The organism is Methylobacterium indicum, from assembly GCF_017347565.1.
In the GTDB taxonomy this organism is placed as follows: Bacteria; Pseudomonadota; Alphaproteobacteria; order Rhizobiales; family Beijerinckiaceae; genus Methylobacterium; species Methylobacterium indicum.
Genome location: NZ_AP024145.1, coordinates 4,129,594 through 4,146,480 on the forward strand (window position 1 = coordinate 4,129,594; position 16,887 = coordinate 4,146,480).

Here is a 16,887-nt window from a genome sequence, read left to right on the forward strand (position 1 = left end):
CCCCACCGACGACCTCGACCCGAGCCGCGATGAGATCGATATGTTTTGCATTCGATCTCATTGCTCGCAGTCCGGTGCCGTGAATGGGAGGAGCGTGGAGGACGCGCCAATCGTGCGCGTGCTCCTCCCCGATCGGCTTCGGGCCGTGCGCCGCTGCCTCGTGAGGGCGGCGGCGATGGAGCGTGTCAGCGGGCGAGGTGCCGGTCGAAGAACCGGGCGATCTCCTCGAACACCGCCTTCGTCTCCGGGGCGGTATCGTCGCGGATGTAGTGGGCGTGGGACTGGCCCTCGCCGACCTGGAGATAGGCCTCGACCCCGGCATCGCGCAGCTTGCGGTGGACCCGCACGGTGTTCGACAGCAGAAGGTCGCGCGTGCCCGTCGTCAGGATCGTGGGCGGGAAGCCGTGCATGTCGCCATAGACCGGCGACAGCATCGGGTCCTTGAGGTCGTGGCCGTTGGCGTAGACCTTCGCGCCGGCGTCGCAGAAGCCGTCTGGCGAGACCAACACGTTGTCGAGCATCGCGTTGGTGACGAAGCTGTCGCCGACCTTGGTCGTGTCCGACATCGGTGTCCCGGGCGCGATCGCGGCGGGCAGCGGCAGCCCCTCCTGCTTGGCGCGCAACACCATCGCCAGGGTCAGCGCCCCGCCGGCCGAGGTGCCGAAGATCGCGGTCTTCTTCGGGTCGGTCGTGCGGGTGACCGCCTTCCAGACCGTCATGGCGTCGTCGTGGGCGGCCGGGTAGGTCGCCTCGGGCGGCATGCGGTAATCGACCGAGATCACCTTGAAGCGGCCGAACCCGGCCATGAAGATCGCCTCGGGCAGCCCGGCCTCGCCGGGATTGAGCACGTAGCAGCCGCCATGGACGTGGACGAGGACCCGGTCGCGGTTCTCCGGCGGGATGTCCTTCGGGGTGACGATATAGGCCCGCACCCCGTCGATGGTGGTCGGCTCGATTCCGACCTTCAGCCGTTCGAGCATACCGGGCACGAGCTTGCGCAGGGCGGCCGCCCCGGCCTCGGCGATGGGCTTCCACTCCTCGCCGGTCTTCGGCTGGATGTTCCAGTTGCTGCGCAGGGGAGCGCCGACGATCTTCGCCATCTGCGGGCTGACGTCGGCCGGCACCGGCACGCTCTTGGCCGGCACCTCCAGCGGCGCCTGCTGGGCCGCGACGGCCGTGGCGACGAGCGCGCCCGCGAGGGCGCCGCCCCACCGGCCGAGCCGGCGTGCATGGACGGTCATGGGTGTCTCCTCCTGCGAAGGCCCGCTTCCGCCGTCTCGCGCGGCGGGTCGCGGTCTGCCCCGGTCAATCTAGGCGGTGCGCCCTGTTGGGCCAACGCATCGTCGATCCGCGCGGATCGCGTATCGTCGAAACGGAAACGGGCCACCCCGGTGAGGGGCGGCCCGGATCTCTCGTGTACGGCTGCCGGCGCTAGAGAGCTTCACGATCGCGTTGCAATCGCGAAGCTCTCTAAGTCTTTGTTTTGTCGCATTTTCTCCGACGAACCGGTTTCCACTTCGTCGGAAAATGCTTTATTGCTGCTGGGCCGGCTGACCCTGCTGCTGGATCAGCGGGGTGATGCGCCGCACGGTGACCCGGCGGTTCTCCCGCGAGGCGCTCTGCGTGTTCACCTTCAGGTACTGTTCGCCGTAGCCCTGGGTGGTCAGGTTCTCGGGCGGCACCTTGAAGTCGCGGGTCAGCACCTCGGCCACCGACTGGGCGCGCCGGTCGGAGAGCGAGAGGTTGTCGACGTCGTTGCCGACCGCGTCGGTGTAGCCCTCGATGAGGAAGACCTCCTGCGGGTTGTTCTGGATCGCCTGGTTGATCGCCGCCGCGATGGTGGCGAGGCGCCGGGCCTGGTCCGGCGTCACCTGCCACGAGCCGGTGTCGAAGGTGATCGTGTCGATGTCGACGCTGCGCATCCGGGCGCGCAGGGTCGGGCTGGAGCGCACCTGATCCAGGGTGTAGCGCCGCTCGATCGGGGCCACCGGCGGGGCGGTCAGCGCCTCGTAGATCGCGCCCTCGTCGGCCTGGTCCGCCTCGACCACGTAGCGGTTGCGGGGGATGCGGATGTCCGGCGGTGGCAGCACCACCACGTCCTGCTCGATCGATCGCGGCGGGCCCGCGTAGGAATTGTCGATCAGCACCACCTCGCGCCCGTCCGGCCCGCGGCGGTAGCGCCGCAGCAGCCGGCCGTCGTCGTCCACCACCGTGAAGACCTGATAGCCGCCGGGGCGGTCGATGATCGTCACCGTGTCGCGGCCGCGGCGCTCGATGCGGGCGTCGCGGTCGAGCAGGCGGAACCGCTCGGTCTCGTCGTGGCGCAGGAAGTAGCGGTCGTCGTCGCGCACGATCACGCGGCCGGGCTCGCGGATGATCAGGCGGCCGCCCTCGTTGTACTCGCGCCGGGCCCGCCGGACGTCGTCGTAGCTGCGCACGTCGATGTCGCCGCGGCGGAAGCCGCCCGGAACGTAGTCCGGCGCGTCGCGGCGATAGCCGCCGGGCAGGTCGCCGCGGTCGCCGAAGCCGCGCCGGTCGCCGTCGCGGCGATCGGCATCGCGGCGATCGGGGTCGCGGCGATCGAAGTCGCGCGGGTCGCCGCCCCGCCGGTCGTCGCCCCGCCGGTCGAAGTCGCGCGGATCGCCGTTGCGCCGGTCCTGGTCGCGGGGATCGCGCCGGTCGAAGCCGCGCTCGTCGCGGCCGTCGGGACCGACCGGTGGCGGCGCCCCGGCTCCGCCGGGCACGAACGGCCGGCCGGGCACGCCGGGGCGCTGGTTGGGCGGCAGCGGCGCATCGTTCGGGCCGGCGCCGGGCGCGTCAGGGCGGCCCGGGCCGCGACCCGGCTCGCCGGGCTGCGGCGCACCTGGCGGCGGAGCCGCACGGCCGGGGGCGGGGGGCTGGCCGGGAGCCGGAGGCTGACCGGGCGCGGGCGGCTGGCCGGGGCCGCGCTGGCCCGGCGCATCCGGCCCGCGGCGATCCTCGCGCGCATCGGGGCGCTCGTCGCGACGATCCGGCCGGGCGTCGGGACCCGCGCGGTCGGGGCGCCCGGCGGGACCGCGATCCTGCGGCGGGGCCGGCGGCCGGCCGGGTTCCTCGCCGCGCGGACCACGCGGCTCCTGCCGGTCGGGCCTTTCCTGCCGGTCGGGACGGTCCGGGCGCTCCTGGCGATCTGGCCGCTCTTGGCGATCCGGCCGCTCTTGGCGATCCGGGCGGCCCTGCGGGCCGCGCTCCTGCGGTTCGGGCCGCTCGCGCTGCTGGGGTTCGGGGCGCTCACGGGGAGGCGCCGGGCGCTCGCGCGGCTCCTGGCGCTCGCGCGGTTCCTGGCGATCCGGCCGCTCGCGCGGCGGCTCGGGCCGCTCCTGGCGGGGCTCCGGTCGTTCCTGGCGGGGTTCGGGACGCTCGCGCGGCTCGGGCCGAGGCGCCGGGCGCTCCTGCCGCGGCTCGGGCCGCTCCTGGCGGGGTTCGGGTCGTTCCTGTCTCGGCTCGGGGCGCTCGGCCGGGCCACGCTCCGGGCGCGGTCCGCCGCGCTCGCCGCCCGGACCACCGGGTCCGCCATGCCCGCGCTCGCCCGGCCCGCCGCCGGGGCCTCCCGGACCGCCGGGGCCTCCCGGACCACCCGGTCCGCCGGGACCACCCCGCTCGCCCGGGCCGCCCTGGGCCAGCCGGATCACGTCGTCGCCCCGCGCCGCCACCTGGCTCGCGAGAAGGGGCTGGAGCAGCAGCGCCGGCAGGATCGTGCCGGTCAGCAGCAGCGCGCGGGCAGAGCGCATCAAGAAACCTCTCGTCCGTCGTCGGTCCCTTCGAACACCTTGACGGCGAGTTGGTTCCCTCGTGCGATTCCCCTCGGTCAGCCGGCCCGGTGCGGTCGCACCGGGCCGGGACCGTTCACGAGGCCGGCGTTACGGGGTCGCGACCGGGGCGGCACCGGGTGCCGGCACGGTGGCGGCCGCGGCCTGCGGGCCCTCCGCCTTGGCGGTGAGCGGCACCGGGATCAGGTTCGGGGCGATGATCCGCACCGCGGGGCGCTCCTCGGGGCCGGCGGGGCGGGCGGCGTCGGCGGCCTCGACCGTCTCCTCGACGCGGGTCGCGGCGGTGGCCGCCAGGGTGGCGGCGGCCCGGTCGGCGCGGCCGACGAGGGTCAGGCGCACCTTCGGCCGCGACATCGCCTCGGCCTGGGCCGGGGTGACGAAGATGTCGCCCTTGTGGCGCACCAGCATGCTCTCGGCCTTGACCAGGGCCTGCGCCCAGGTCTGCGTGCCCTTGCACGAGCAGTTCGGCACGAAGGCCTTCTGGAACTTGAAGGCGTTCGGCAGGGCCGAGTAGGCGCGCTTGGTCTGGATCGCGGCAGCCTGGGTCAGGCCGTTGTCGGAGGGCGGCATCGAGTAGGCGGCGGCCTCGGCCCCCGGGCAGAGCGCCTGGCACATCTCGTCGGCGCCCTCCCGCCCGTCGGGCAGGTTCGGCATCGGGAAATAGGCGCCGTCGCACATCCGCACGCAGATCACCTGCGAGCCGCCGCGCCCGAAGCCGTCGGCGGGCTTCGATTGCAGGGCCGCCGGGGTCGGCAGGCCGGTGCAGGATTCCTTCACGGCGGCGATGAGCTGCTCGCGCCGGGCATTCGAGACCTCGCGCGCGCCGGCGCCGTAGCCGGCATTGAGGGCGCGGATGCGCTGCTCGACCTGGGCGCATTGCGGCGGCCGCATGTCGAAGAACAGGAAGCGCCCGCCCTCGCAGCCGATCGACTGCCGGTAGGCGACGAGCTGCTGGATCTCCTCGATCTGGCCGCGATTCGAGTCGCGCTGGAGGCCGGCGAGCTCGGCGCGGAAGCGCTGGCAGGCCGCCGCGTTGGGCTCGGCCAGGGCGGCCTGGCACAGCGACAGCGTGGCGAGGATCCCGGCGAGGAGCCGGGCCGTGAGGCGAAGCAGCGGCATGGTGTGCGGGGACCGGCCGGTATGCGGGGACGATCCGCCCGCCCGAGGGCGGCGGACAAGACGAAAGCCGTCCCGCAGGCGCGCGGCGCCGAGCGGCAACGCCGGCGGTGAGGCCTGACGTCGACGCCCAAGCGTGGCAGGACGGGACGCCCCCGTTCTACCCTCCCTGGCCGCCGGGCGACAGCCTCCCTACATGCGTTAAGCTTCTTCACTGAAAGGTTGACGCGATGGTGTGGCGGCGGGGTCTCAGGGCTCGCGGTCGGAAGGCTGTTGTGACGGCGCTCGCCCTCGGGGCGTGCCTCGGGGCGGCGCAGAACGCGGCGCAGGCGCAGGAACCGGACCGGATCTTCGACAAGTCGACGGTCTGGCGGCCCCTGACGCCCAACGACAAGCTCGTGGTCTACGGCATCGACGATCCGGACGTGGCCGGCGTCGCCTGCCACTACACCCAGCCCGAGAAGGGCGGCATCAAGGGGACGCTCGGCCTCGCCGAGGAGGTCTCCGACATCTCGCTCTCCTGCCGCCAGGTCGGCCCGGTCAAGTTCAAGGACAAGATCAAGCAGGGCGAGGTCGTGTTCAGCGAGCGCCGCTCGCTGATCTTCAAGAGCATGCAGATCGTGCGTGGCTGCGACGCCAAGCGCAACACGCTGATCTACATGGTCTACTCGGACAAGGTGGTGCAGGGCTCGCCCAAGAACTCGACCTCGACGGTGCCGCTGATGCCCTGGGGCACCGAGCCGCCGCCGAAATGCGGCGACTTCCTCGGCTGACGCCCGATCCGTCCCGCAGCGATCGAGACCATCCCGGGGCCCGCCTCCGCGCGGGCCCTTCGTCGTGTCCGGGGGCAGGCGGCCGGCGGGGCGCCGCCGTGTCGTTCGGGCCGATCCCTGAACGAAACCGCCGCCCCGCCCGCCGCATTAACGATCCGGTAACCACGCTGCGCGCTTCATGGTGGTCGGTAACAACTCGTCAACCGCCGTGACCAGCATCAGCCTCACACGCCCCTCTCTCCCGCTGCGCGGCCGCTCGTTCCGGGCGCTCGTGCTCGCGCCGGAGACGCCGCTCGGCGACTGGTTCTCGCACCTGGACGCCCTGGTGCAGCGCTCGCCGACGCTCTTCTCCGAGCGCGCCGTGATCCTGGACGTCTCGGGCCTCGCCAAGGATTCCCTCCGGGAAGACGCGGCCGGACCCGAGGCGGCCGAGCCCACCGAGGACGCCACCGATGCCGCGGCCGCAACGCCCGACATCGCCGGCCTCGTCGACGAGCTCAAGCAGCGCGGCATCCGCATCATGGGCGTCGAGAAGGCCGAGCCGGCCTGGCTCGGCCCGGCGCTGCCCCCGCTCCTGAGCGGCGGCCGTCCGGCCGAGATGGCGCCGCCCGAGCCCGCCAAGGAGCCCGAGCTCCTCAAGGAGCCCGAGCCCGTCAAGCCGCCGGAGCCGCGCAAGCCGAATTCCCTCGTGCTCGAGACGCCGCTGCGCTCCGGCCAGTCGGTCTATCACCCGGAGGGCGACGTGACCGTGATGGGCTCGGTCGCCTCCGGCGCCGAGATCCTGGCCGGCGGCTCGATCCACATCTACGGGGCGCTGCGCGGCCGCGCCATCGCGGGGGCCGGGGGCAATCCCCGGGCCCGCATCTGCTGCCGCAAGTTCGAGCCCGAGCTGATCGGCATCGACGGTCTCTTCCGCACCGCCGACACCACCGATCCGAAGCTGCGCAAGAAGGCGGTCCAGGTCTGGCTGGAGGGCGACACCCTCCGCATGGCCGCCCTCGACTGAGGACATAATGCCGGCCGGACGGGCATGGCGCGGGCGACGACCGCCCCGGCCCGCCCGGCGACACACCCGAACAACCCCGTGAGCGCGCGACCCGGACCGGGGACGCCGCCTCATCCCGACAGCTCGGGGGGAGCATTCTCGAATGGCCAAGATCATAGTGGTGACGTCCGGCAAGGGCGGGGTGGGCAAGACCACCACGACGGCGGCGCTCGGCGCCGCGCTCGCCCAGGCCGGCCAGAACGTCTGCGTCGTCGACTTCGACGTGGGCCTGCGCAACCTCGACCTCATCATGGGCGCCGAGCGCCGGGTCGTCTACGACCTCATCAACGTCGTCCAGGGCGACGCCAAGCTCCCCCAGGCCCTCATCCGCGACAAGCGCCTCGACACCCTCTCGCTCCTCCCCGCCTCCCAGACCCGCGACAAGGACGCGCTCACCGACGAGGGCGTCGCCCGCGTCATCGGCGAGCTGCGCGAAAAATTCGACTGGGTGATCTGCGACAGCCCCGCCGGCATCGAGCGCGGCGCCACGCTCGCCATGCGCCACGCCGACATCGCCGTCGTCGTCACCAACCCCGAGGTCTCCTCGGTGCGCGACTCCGACCGGATCATCGGGCTCCTCGATTCGAAGACCGAGCGGGCCGAGAAGGGCGAGCGGCTGGAGAAGCACCTGATCCTCACCCGCTACGACCCCGGCCGGGCCGAGCGCGGCGAGATGCTGAAGATCGACGACGTTCTCGAGATCCTGTCGATCCCGCTTCTGGCGGTGATCCCGGAGAGCGAGGAGGTGCTGAAGGCCTCGAACCTCGGCAGCCCGGTGACGCTGAACGCGCCGCAGAGCGCGCCGGCGCGGGCCTACGCGGACGCGGTGCGTCGCCTCAAGGGCGAGACGGTGGCGATGACCGTGCCGAGCGAGAAGCGGTCTCTCCTGGGCAAGCTGTTCACGCGGAGGGCGGCATGAACCTGCTGAGCTTCCTGTCGCGGCGCGGGACGGCGCCGGTGGCGCGCGAGCGTCTTCAGATCTTGCTGGCGCACGAGCGGACGGCCTTCGGGCGCTCGGACCTGGTGGCGGTGTTGCGCGAGGAGATCCTGGCGGTGATCGCCAAGCACGTCGCCATCGACCAGGAGAAGGTGAAGATCACCATGGAGCGTGGCGACGCGGTCTCGACGCTCGAGATCGACGTCGAGCTGCCGAAGACGCTCAACCGCGCGGCCTGACGGCCGCGCTCCCGTCCGCCCCTTGCGCTCCCGCCCCGCCCGGGCGATTCAGGCATCCCCGGGCCCGGACGGAGCGCGCATTGGCGGACGCCTTTCCCCTGCACGACAAGCTGGCCCTGGTCACCGGGGCCGGCAGCGGCATCGGCGCGGCGCTCGCGGCCGGTCTCGCCCGGCGCGGCGCCCGCCTCGTCCTCGTCGACCGCGACCCCGACGGCCTCGCCCGCACCGAGGCGGCCGTCCGGGCGCTCGGACGCGACGTCGGCGCCCATTGCCTCGACCTCACGGACGCCGCCGCCATCGCGGCCCTGCCGGAGACGGTCGCCGCCCGCCACGGGCCCCTCGACCTCCTCGTCAACAATGCGGGCGTGGCGCTCGCCGGCCGCTTCGCCGACCTCGACCTGCCCGACTTCGACTGGCTGATGGACGTCAACTTCCGCGCCGTGGTGCGGATGACCCACGCCTTCCTGAGCACGCTGGAAAGCCGCCCCGCGGCCCAGATCGTCAACCTGTCGAGCCTCTACGGCCTCGTCGCGCCCCCGGGCCAGAGCGCCTACGCGGCGAGCAAGTTCGCGGTGCGCGGCTTCTCCGAGGCGCTGCGGCACGAATATGCCGGCACCAACCTCGGGGTCAGCGTCGTCCATCCGGGCGGCGTGGCCACTGCCATCGCCCGCAATGCCCGGGCCGGCCCGCGCCTCGATCCCGCCGAGGTCGCCCGCGGCAAGCGGGAGGCCGAGCGCTTCCTGCGCCTGTCCCCCGAGGCGGCGGCCGCGCGCATCCTCGCCGGCATCGCCCGCCGCGAGCCCCGCATCGTCGTCGGCCGCGATGCCGCCCTGGTGGCGCTGATCCAGCGGCTGATGCCGGTGCGCTACTGGTCGCTGATCGCCCGCGCCATGGAGTGACCCCTGATGACCAGCCTGCGCGCCCACATCTTCACCTGGATCATCCGCTGGCAGGTCCGGCCGAAGATCGCCCGGGCCGGCGGCGACGTCGCGGCGATCCGGCGGGTCATGAACCAGGGCGGCTTTCCCGACCTGCCCGGCATCGCGTTCCGCGACGGCGAGGTCGGCGGCGTTCCGGGCGAGTGGGCCGAGCGCCCGGGGCTGGCGCCCGACGCGCCGCGCCTCCTCTACCTGCATGGCGGCGGCTTCATCGCCTGCTCGCCCCGCACCCACCGGCCGTTCACCGGGGGCTTCGCCGCCCGGGGCTTCCGGGTGTTCTGCCCCGACTACCGCCTCGCCCCCGAGCATCCGTTCCCGGCGGCCCTCGACGACGCGGCCGCCTGCTGGTCGGCCTTCGCGGCAGCGGGCCCCGCCGGCGTCGCGGGCGATTCCGCCGGCGGCAACCTGGCGCTCGCCCTGATGCTGCGGGCGCGCCGGGACGGGCTGCCGCAACCGCAGGCCGCCGTGCTGTTCTCGCCCTCGACCGACATGCAGGGGGAGGGCGCGTCGATGCGCACCAATGCCGGCCGCGATGCGATGTTCGAGCCGACGAAGCTGCGCCACCTCGTCGACCTCTACCTCGCCGGCCACGATCCCGCCGACCCGCTCGCCTCGCCGCTCTACGGCGACCCCACCGGCCTACCGCCGCTCCTGTTCCATGTCGGCGAGCGGGAGGTGCTGCGCGACGATTCCATGCGCTTTGCCGAGAAGGCGCGGGCCGCGGGCGTGGACGCCACCGTGAAGGTCTGGCCGGTGGTGCCGCATGTCTGGCAGCTCGCCCAGTCCTTCCTGCCCGAGGCGCGCCGCTCCCTGTCGGAGGCCGCCGCCTTCCTGAAGGACCATGCCCGCACGACGGAGGCCGCGCGGTGACGGAGGCCCCCGCCACGGTCGCCTCCCCCGCTCCCTGGCCGAAGACCCCGCTCGCGGTCCTGGTGATCGGCGCGGGCTTCTCCGGCCTCGCCATGGCGATCCGCTGCCGCCAGGCCGGCATCGACGACGTGATGGTGGTCGAGAAGGCCGCTTCGGTCGGCGGGACCTGGCACACCAACACCTATCCGGGCGCGGCCTGCGACATCCCGGCCCATCTCTACGCGCTCTCCTTCGCGCCGAAGGCCGACTGGACCCGGACCTATGCCGGCCAGCCCGAGATCGCCGCCTATCTGGGCGGGCTGGTCGAGCGGTTCGACCTCGCGCGTTGCCTCGCCCTCTCCACCGCCGTCACCGGCGCGGTCTGGGACGAGGGGCGGGCGCTGTGGCGGGTCGAGACCGATCGCGGACCCGTCGAGGCCCGGGTGCTGGTCTCCGGCATGGGCGCCCTGCACCACCCGGCGCTGCCGGCGATTCCCGGCCTCTCGTCCTTCCGCGGCCCGCTCTTCCACACCGCCGCCTGGGACCACCGCGTGCCGCTCGCGGGCCGGCGCGTCGGCGTGATCGGCACGGGGGCGAGCGCGATCCAGGTCGTGCCGGCCATCGCCCCCGAGGTCGGCCGGCTGGTGCTCTTCCAGCGCACCCCGCCCTGGGTGATGCCGCGCAACGACCGGGCGATCGGCCCGCGGTTGCAGGCCCTCTTCCGCCGCCTCCCGCTCGCGCGCCGGCTCCTGCGCGGGGCCCAGTTCTGGCTGCGGGAGGCGCAGGCGGGGCTCGGCTTCACCCGCGTCTCGCGCCTCACCCGCCTCGCCGAGATGGCGAGCCGGCTCCACCTGCGCCGCCAGATCCGCGATCCCGCCCTGCGGGCGAAGCTCGCGCCCCCCTACCGCCTCGGCTGCAAGCGGGTGCTGATCTCCGACGAGTTCTACCCGGCCCTGACCCGGCCGAACGTGACGCTCGAGACCGGCACGATCCGCGCCGTGACCCCCGACGGCGTGGCGATGGCGGACGGGACCCGCCATTCCCTCGACGTGCTGGTGCTCGCCACCGGGTTCGACGTCACCGCCTCGCTCGCCCGGGTGCCGGTGGTCGGCCGCGACGGGCTGATCCTGGCCCGGGCCTGGGGCGAGCGGGTGGCGGCGCATCGCGGCGTCGCGCTGGCGGGCTTTCCCAATTTCTTCATGCTGCTCGGCCCCAATACCGGGCTGGGCCACAACTCGGTGGTGCTGATGATCGAGGCGCAGGTCGAGTACGTGCTCGCCTGCCTCGCCGAGATGAAGGCGCGCCACCTCGCGGCGATCGAGCCGGCCCCGGAGGCGCAGGCGCGCCACCTCGCGGAGCTCGAGGCGCGGCTCGCGGGCAGCATCTGGCAGCAGGGCGGCTGCGCCAGCTGGTACCAGGACGCGGCCGGGCACAACATCGCGCTCTGGCCCGGCACGGTGGTGGCCTACCGGCGGGCGATGCGGGTGCCGGACTGGTCGGAGTTCGTCCTCACGCCCGCCGGCAGCGGGACGTGAACGGGCGCCGTCCCCGCAACAGGCGTGGATCGCATCGCTGCGCTGCGGCGATAGCGCTTTGCGCCCGTCACGGACGCGTGCTATCGGCCGGTGCCAACTCAATACAGGCAGATTGCCCGGCAGACCGCCCGGCACGGCGCCGATTCTGCGGCCTCTCCCGGGGTCCGCAGGCAGCAGGAGTTGGTTCATGGCCCGCATCATCACGGATTCGATCATCGAGGGCCTGACCTTCGACGACGTCCTGCTCCGCCCCGCCGCATCCTCGGTGATGCCGGCCGAGGTGAATCTCGGCACCCGCCTCACCCGCACGATCAAGCTCAACATGCCGATCATCGCCTCGGCGATGGACACGGTGACCGAGGCCCGGATGGCCATCGCGATGGCGCAGAACGGCGGCCTCGGGGTGATCCACCGCAACCTCGAGCCGCCGGAGCAGGCCGAGCAGGTGCGGCTGGTCAAGAAGTACGAGTCCGGCATGGTGCTCAACCCGATCACCATCCACCCCGACGAGACCCTGGCCGACGCCTACGGGCTGATGCGCCAGCACGGCATCTCGGGCATCCCGGTGGTCGAGCGCGGCCCCAACGGCTCGCGCGGCAAGCTCGTCGGCATCCTGACCAACCGCGACACGCGCTTCGCCACCGACCAGAGCCAGCCCGTCGCCGAGCTGATGACCCGCGACCGGCTGATCACCGTGCGCGAGGGCGTGACCCAGGACGAGGCCAAGCGCCTGCTGCACCAGTTCCGCATCGAGAAGCTGCTCGTCGTCGACGACCACTACCGCTGCATCGGCCTCATCACCGTCAAGGACATCGAGAAGCAGGTCGCCTACCCCAACGCGATCAAGGACGAGCAGGGCCGCCTGCGGGTCGCCGCCGCCACCACCACCGGCGACGGCGGGTTCGAGCGGGCCGAGCGCCTGATCGATGCCGGCTGCGACGTGATCGTGGTCGACACCGCCCACGGCCACTCCTCCAAGGTGCTGGAGAGCGTGCGCCGGGTGAAGACCCTGTCGAACGCCGTGCAGGTCATCGCCGGCAACGTCGCGACCCGCGAGGGCGCGAAGGCGCTGATCGATGCCGGCGCCGACGCCATCAAGGTCGGCATCGGCCCGGGCTCGATCTGCACCACCCGCATCGTCGCCGGCGTCGGCGTGCCCCAGCTCACCGCCATCATGGAGGCGGTCGAGGCCGGCAACGAGGCCGACGTGCCGGTGATCGCCGACGGCGGCATCAAGTATTCGGGCGACCTCGCCAAGGCGATCGCCGCCGGCGCCTCGGTGGCGATGCTGGGCTCGCTCTTGGCCGGCACCGACGAGGCCCCGGGCGAGGTGTTCCTGTACCAGGGCCGCTCGTACAAGAGCTACCGGGGCATGGGCTCGGTCGGCGCGATGGCGCGCGGCTCGGCCGACCGCTACTTCCAGGCCGAAGTCAGCGACACCCACAAGCTCGTGCCGGAGGGCATCGAGGGCCAGGTCCCCTACAAGGGCCCGGTCGCGGCGGTGCTGCACCAGCTCGCCGGGGGCTTGCGCGCCGCCATGGGCTATGTCGGCGCCCCGTCGATCCCCGAGATGCAGGAGAAGGCGCAGTTCATCCGCATCACCAATGCGGGCCTGCGCGAGAGCCACGTCCACGACGTGACGATCACCCGCGAGAGCCCGAACTACCCGGGCCGCGTCTGACGCGCCGATGCGGGCGGCGGAGCCGGGCCTGTCCCGGCTCCGCCGGCACGATGCCGCCCTGTCGGCGGCACCCACATTCCGGTTCTCCTCGACCGGGTCGCGCCGATGCGGGCCCGGTCGGCCCGAGGAGCGGCGGGGCCGCGTCCGGCCTCAGCCCCCCTGCGATCCCCCGGGCACCGGCCCGAGCCGCCGGGCCAGGCGCTCGATGCGCTCGGCGGTGCGCTGCACGGTCTCGGCGAGGCGTGCCTCGGCGCCCTCGCGTTCGGCGGTGCCGGCATCGGTGGATTCGCGCAGGGACGCGGTCTCGCGCTCCATCGCCTCCATCCGGCGCTTCGTTTCGGCCAGCTCGTCCGCCAGGGTCAGCGCCGCCATCACGTGCAGGCGCATGTCGCCGATCTCGCCGAAGGCCTTGCGCATGTCGCCGATGCGGGCGTCGAAGCTCGCGGCCAGCCCTTCGAGATGGCGTTCCTCGCCCTCGCCGCAGGCCATGCGGTAGGTCTTGCCGGCGATGGTGACGGTCACTTGAGGCATGGAGTCACCTGGGGCATCGCATCCAATAGGGGCATCGGTTCCAGTTGGGACGTCGGTTCGGTTCGGTTCGGGCAACGGTTCGCCGTCGGGCGAACGGCCGGGGGCTGACGGGGCTCGCAACCGATGGCCGGCGGCCGGCAGGGGAGGGCGTCAGGCCTCGCCGCGCTCGCCGGCGCGACCCAGCACGCCCTCGACGGTGCCGATGGCGCGCCCCAGTCGGTGATCCACGTCCTCGGTCACGGATTGCACCTCGGCGAGGCGCGCCGTCGCCCCGTCCAGCTCCGCGGCCAGCCGGGCGCGGTCGTCGCGCATGATCTCGAGCTCGGTCTCGAGGTCGCTGTGGCTGCGCTCCGCGTCGAGCCGGCGCGCCACCGCGGATTCGAGGAGGGCCACCGAGGCTTCGAGGCGGCGCAGCGCTTCCTCCACCGCTGCGGTCATGCTGATCTCCGAAAACGCGACAATCCGGAAAAACCCTAAAGGCCCGCGCCGTGCCTCGCAATCGTCGTGCCGGATCCGCGGGGCGAGGCTGGGGACAATCAGGCCGCCGCGGCGACCTCCAGGCGGTTCCGCCCGCCGGCCTTCGCCCGGTACAGCGCCCGGTCGGCGGCCGAGAGCAGCGCGGGCAACTCATGACACTCGGGCCCCGCCGCGGCGAGGCCGACGCTGACCGTCGCCGGGATGCCGGGACCGTCGCGATCCGTCGCCGCCGCCGCGAAGGCGCGGGCGATGCCCTCGCCGACCCGGCGGGCCGCCGCCACGTCGAGCCCGGGCAGCAGGGCGGCGAATTCCTCGCCGCCGAGCCGGCCGAGCAGCGCCCCCGGTCCGGCGACCCGCCCGGCGGTCTCGGCGAAGAGCCGCAGCACCGCGTCGCCCGCGGCGTGGCCGTGACGGTCGTTGATCGCCTTGAAGTGATCGAGATCGAAGGCGAGCAGCGCCACCGGCCGGTCCGGCGCCCGCGCGCCGAGGAGGCGCGCTCCGCTCTCGAAGAAGCCGTGGCGGTTGGCGACGCCGGTGAGGTAGTCGGTGCGCGCCGCCGCGACGGCCTGGGCCTGGGCCTCCTCGCGCACCAGCGCGATCAGGCTCATCGGCATGGCCACCGAGTACAGTGCCCCCTCGTACATCGTCACCTTGCCCAGGACCGGCAGCAGGCCGTCGCCGTAGGCCGCGACGAGGACGGGCGTCAGGACCGCCCGCGCCAGGTTGAACAGCCCGTGGCCGCCCGCCACCGCGATCGCGACCTGCCGCGCGCGCAAGGGCCGGGCGGTGCGGCTGCGCATCAGCGCCAGGGCGGTCAATCCGCAGGCGAGCGCGATCGGCAGCGAGGCGAGGTAGTTCCAGAACGGCCCGGCGAAGCGCGGTCCGAGGGTGGCCCACAGGAGCACGAGGCCGGCCAGCACGGCCAGCGGCAGGCGCAGGCGCGCCCGCCCGTCAAGATGGCCGACGCCGTGCAGGACCATCAGGTAACCGGAGACGATCAGCAGGTTGGCGAGCGCCGCCCCGAGGACCCCCGGCAGGGCGGACCGGTTCATCGCCATGACCAGGCCCGCCGCGAAGGCCAGGTAGGCGCCGGCCCAGATCGCGAGTTCGCGGGCCCGCCGCGGATGCGCCTGACGCTCCCAGAGCGTCATCGCACCGGCGACGATCAGCGTCCCGACGATCAGGCAGTAGAGGGTGTGGAGATCGATCTGCATGGCTGCCGTCACCTGTACCCATGTGCATACAGATCGGCGAACGCAATCTTCGTTACGGTTCCGGCCGATCCCCGCTCCTTGCGCTCACATGGTTAAACGTCTCTCCGGACGATGCCGAGCACCGACGTCGTCGCGCGCCCCGGACGTCATCGCGATGGAGCCGCCGGGAGGGACGAGGATGCGCGCATCTACGGAGCAACGCGCCGTTTAATCCGGCGACATCGCTCGTCGGGACCGGATCGGAACGGCCGGTCCGGACAGTTTTCCCCAAGGCTCCGCTTGGGTTTGACACGTCCCGGCACCATGATAGGAAGCCCGCGCCCCCGCCGGGCGACTGTCGCCGGCGGATTGACGGAATACGAGCTGCCGTGACGCTTCCCGTGCTCTCCGCCCGTACCGTCCCCACCGGGACGGCAGGCGTGTGCGGGACCACGAGCGCAGCGGGCCTCGCCGGCCGAAGCCGGTCTCTCGTCAGCAGCCACGCACGCCGCGCCGGCCGAAATCCTGCAACCACGGCCCGCCGCGCAGCCCGGCCCGCCGCAGGGGCCGACCGGCTCCCAGGGGCGCTTCGCCGACGAGCGGCAGCCCGCCCCCACCCCCTTCGCCACGCCCATCCCAAGGGAGAGAACACATGACGGTCAAGGTCGCCATCAACGGCTTCGGACGCATCGGCCGCAACGTCCTGCGCGCCATCAAGGAAGCCGGCCGCACCGATATCGAGGTCGTGGCCATCAACGATCTCGGCCCGGTCGAGACCAACGCCCACCTGCTGCGCTTCGACTCGGTCCACGGCAAGTTCCCGGGCACCGTGTCGGTCGAGGGCGACCACATCGTGGTCGACGGCCAGCGCATCCGCGTCACCGCGATCAAGAACCCGGCCGAGCTGCCCCACCGCGAGCTCGGCGTCGACATCGCGATGGAATGCACCGGCATCTTCACCTCGAAGGACAAGGCCAAGCTCCACCTCGATGCCGGCGCCAAGCGCGTCCTCGTCTCCGCTCCCGCGGACGGCGCCGACCTCACGGTCGTCTACGGCGTGAACCACGACAAGCTGACGGCCGACCACCTGGTGGTCTCCAACGCCTCGTGCACCACCAACTGCCTCGCCCCGGTCGCCAAGGTGCTCAACGACGCCGTCGGCATCGAGCGCGGCTTCATGACCACGATCCACTCCTACACCAACGACCAGCCGTCGCTGGACCAGATGCACAAGGACCTCTACCGGGCCCGCGCCGCGGCCCTGTCGATGATCCCGACCACGACCGGCGCCGCCAAGGCCGTCGGCCTGGTGCTGCCGGAGCTGAACGGCCGCCTCGACGGCACCTCGATCCGCGTGCCGACCCCGAACGTCTCGGTCGTCGACTTCAAGTTCAACTCCAAGCGCGCCACCTCGGTCGCCGAGATCAACGAGGCCATCAAGGCCGCGGCGAACGGCCCGCTCAAGGGCGTGCTCGGCTTCACCGAGGCCCCGAACGTCTCGATCGACTTCAACCACGACCCCCATTCGTCGACCTTCCACATCGACCAGACCAAGGTCATGGACGGCACCTTCGTGCGCGTGCTGACCTGGTACGACAACGAGTGGGGCTTCTCGAACCGCATGGCCGACACCGCCATCGCGATGGCGAAGCTCATCTGATCACGGCCGACGCGACGGGCCGGCTCCCCTGGAGGGGGCCGGCCTTCGTTTTCGGGCGGCCCCGGCCAGGGGCCACCCGCTTCGTCCTTCAGGATTCGCCCCCG

Annotated in this window: 15 protein-coding genes; 9 read left to right on the forward strand and 6 right to left on the reverse strand. The window is 72.9% G+C overall.

The window, feature by feature from the left end:
* Positions 1–185: 185 nt before the first annotated feature.
* The 3 genes from miv_RS19235 to miv_RS19245 all read right to left on the reverse strand — a co-directional run bounded on the left by miv_RS19235 (position 186) and on the right by miv_RS19245 (position 4,928).
* Positions 186–1,241 carry an alpha/beta hydrolase gene (locus tag miv_RS19235; RefSeq protein ID WP_207178306.1) on the reverse strand — a complete coding sequence of 352 codons (1,056 nt, stop codon included), beginning with the start codon at positions 1,239–1,241 and terminating at the stop codon, positions 186–188.
* A 291-nt stretch (positions 1,242–1,532) separates the two neighbouring features.
* Positions 1,533–3,770, reverse strand: coding sequence for an OmpA family protein (locus tag miv_RS19240; protein ID WP_207178308.1), 2,238 nt, complete (start codon positions 3,768–3,770; stop codon positions 1,533–1,535).
* Between the two features lie 129 nt (positions 3,771–3,899).
* Positions 3,900–4,928, reverse strand: coding sequence for a DUF2865 domain-containing protein (locus tag miv_RS19245; RefSeq protein ID WP_048430054.1), 1,029 nt, complete (start codon positions 4,926–4,928; stop codon positions 3,900–3,902).
* 227 nt (positions 4,929–5,155) lie between these two features.
* On the opposite strand from miv_RS19245, the gene miv_RS19250 reads away from it, so the two are divergent.
* The 8 genes from miv_RS19250 to guaB all read left to right on the forward strand — a co-directional run bounded on the left by miv_RS19250 (position 5,156) and on the right by guaB (position 12,922).
* On the forward strand, positions 5,156–5,698 hold the full coding sequence (locus miv_RS19250) for a CreA family protein (RefSeq protein WP_048430053.1): 543 nt from the start codon (positions 5,156–5,158) through the stop codon (positions 5,696–5,698).
* A 208-nt stretch (positions 5,699–5,906) separates the two neighbouring features.
* Entirely contained in the window at positions 5,907–6,704 is a 798-nt protein-coding gene (gene minC / locus miv_RS19255; RefSeq protein ID WP_425312926.1) for a septum site-determining protein MinC, read from the forward strand.
* 142 nt (positions 6,705–6,846) lie between these two features.
* Positions 6,847–7,662, forward strand: a complete 816-nt coding sequence (gene minD / locus miv_RS19260; protein WP_048430052.1) for a septum site-determining protein MinD — start codon at positions 6,847–6,849, stop codon at positions 7,660–7,662.
* Positions 7,659–7,919: a cell division topological specificity factor MinE gene (gene minE / locus miv_RS19265; RefSeq protein WP_207178312.1), complete on the forward strand. Its 261-nt coding sequence runs from the start codon at positions 7,659–7,661 to the stop codon at positions 7,917–7,919. The genes minD and minE overlap by 4 nt, the downstream gene beginning before the upstream one ends.
* An 80-nt stretch (positions 7,920–7,999) precedes the next feature.
* Positions 8,000–8,818 (forward strand): SDR family NAD(P)-dependent oxidoreductase, encoded by an 819-nt coding sequence (locus miv_RS19270; protein ID WP_207178314.1) that lies wholly within the window; start codon positions 8,000–8,002, stop codon positions 8,816–8,818.
* Between the two features lie 6 nt (positions 8,819–8,824).
* A complete protein-coding gene (locus tag miv_RS19275; protein ID WP_207178316.1) occupies positions 8,825–9,727 on the forward strand; it encodes an alpha/beta hydrolase in 903 nt (300 codons plus the stop codon).
* Between the two features lie 92 nt (positions 9,728–9,819).
* Entirely contained in the window at positions 9,820–11,241 is a 1,422-nt protein-coding gene (locus miv_RS19280) for a flavin-containing monooxygenase (protein ID WP_207183560.1), read from the forward strand.
* Positions 11,242–11,428: 187 nt separating this feature from the next.
* The gene (gene guaB, locus miv_RS19285; RefSeq protein WP_207178318.1) at positions 11,429–12,922 is read left to right on the forward strand and encodes an IMP dehydrogenase; all 1,494 of its coding nucleotides are present in this window, start codon (positions 11,429–11,431) and stop codon (positions 12,920–12,922) included.
* A 150-nt stretch (positions 12,923–13,072) separates the two neighbouring features.
* On the opposite strand, the gene miv_RS19290 is transcribed toward guaB, so the two are convergent.
* From miv_RS19290 to miv_RS19300, 3 genes are all read right to left on the reverse strand, one after another.
* Entirely contained in the window at positions 13,073–13,453 is a 381-nt protein-coding gene (locus tag miv_RS19290; protein WP_048430046.1) for a cell division protein ZapA, read from the reverse strand.
* A gap of 150 nt (positions 13,454–13,603) precedes the next feature.
* Complete coding sequence (locus miv_RS19295; RefSeq protein WP_048430045.1) at positions 13,604–13,891, reverse strand: DUF4164 domain-containing protein; 288 nt, start codon at positions 13,889–13,891, stop codon at positions 13,604–13,606.
* A gap of 98 nt (positions 13,892–13,989) precedes the next feature.
* Positions 13,990–15,144, reverse strand: a complete 1,155-nt coding sequence (locus miv_RS19300) for a GGDEF domain-containing protein (RefSeq protein WP_207178320.1) — start codon at positions 15,142–15,144, stop codon at positions 13,990–13,992.
* A gap of 631 nt (positions 15,145–15,775) precedes the next feature.
* Here miv_RS19300 and gap point away from each other — a divergent pair.
* On the forward strand, positions 15,776–16,783 hold the full coding sequence (gene gap / locus miv_RS19305; protein ID WP_093568149.1) for a type I glyceraldehyde-3-phosphate dehydrogenase: 1,008 nt from the start codon (positions 15,776–15,778) through the stop codon (positions 16,781–16,783).
* The last annotated feature ends 104 nt before the right edge of the window (positions 16,784–16,887 follow it).

Bases quoted from the DNA above. Each gene is read 5' to 3' on its own strand.
- miv_RS19290 (WP_048430046.1), bottom strand. From the start codon at position 13,453: ATGCCTCAAGTGACCGTCACCATCGCCGGCAAGACCTACCGCATGGCC.
- gap (WP_093568149.1), top strand. From the start codon at position 15,776: ATGACGGTCAAGGTCGCCATCAACGGCTTCGGACGCATCGGCCGCAAC.
- miv_RS19295 (WP_048430045.1), bottom strand. From the start codon at position 13,891: ATGACCGCAGCGGTGGAGGAAGCGCTGCGCCGCCTCGAAGCCTCGGTG.
- guaB (WP_207178318.1), top strand. From the start codon at position 11,429: ATGGCCCGCATCATCACGGATTCGATCATCGAGGGCCTGACCTTCGAC.
- miv_RS19245 (WP_048430054.1), bottom strand. From the start codon at position 4,928: ATGCCGCTGCTTCGCCTCACGGCCCGGCTCCTCGCCGGGATCCTCGCC.
- miv_RS19275 (WP_207178316.1), top strand. From the start codon at position 8,825: ATGACCAGCCTGCGCGCCCACATCTTCACCTGGATCATCCGCTGGCAG.
- minD (WP_048430052.1), top strand. From the start codon at position 6,847: ATGGCCAAGATCATAGTGGTGACGTCCGGCAAGGGCGGGGTGGGCAAG.
- miv_RS19240 (WP_207178308.1), bottom strand. From the start codon at position 3,770: ATGCGCTCTGCCCGCGCGCTGCTGCTGACCGGCACGATCCTGCCGGCG.
- miv_RS19280 (WP_207183560.1), top strand. From the start codon at position 9,820: ATGGCGATCCGCTGCCGCCAGGCCGGCATCGACGACGTGATGGTGGTC.
- miv_RS19250 (WP_048430053.1), top strand. From the start codon at position 5,156: ATGGTGTGGCGGCGGGGTCTCAGGGCTCGCGGTCGGAAGGCTGTTGTG.
- minE (WP_207178312.1), top strand. From the start codon at position 7,659: ATGAACCTGCTGAGCTTCCTGTCGCGGCGCGGGACGGCGCCGGTGGCG.
- miv_RS19300 (WP_207178320.1), bottom strand. From the start codon at position 15,144: ATGCAGATCGATCTCCACACCCTCTACTGCCTGATCGTCGGGACGCTG.
- miv_RS19235 (WP_207178306.1), bottom strand. From the start codon at position 1,241: ATGACCGTCCATGCACGCCGGCTCGGCCGGTGGGGCGGCGCCCTCGCG.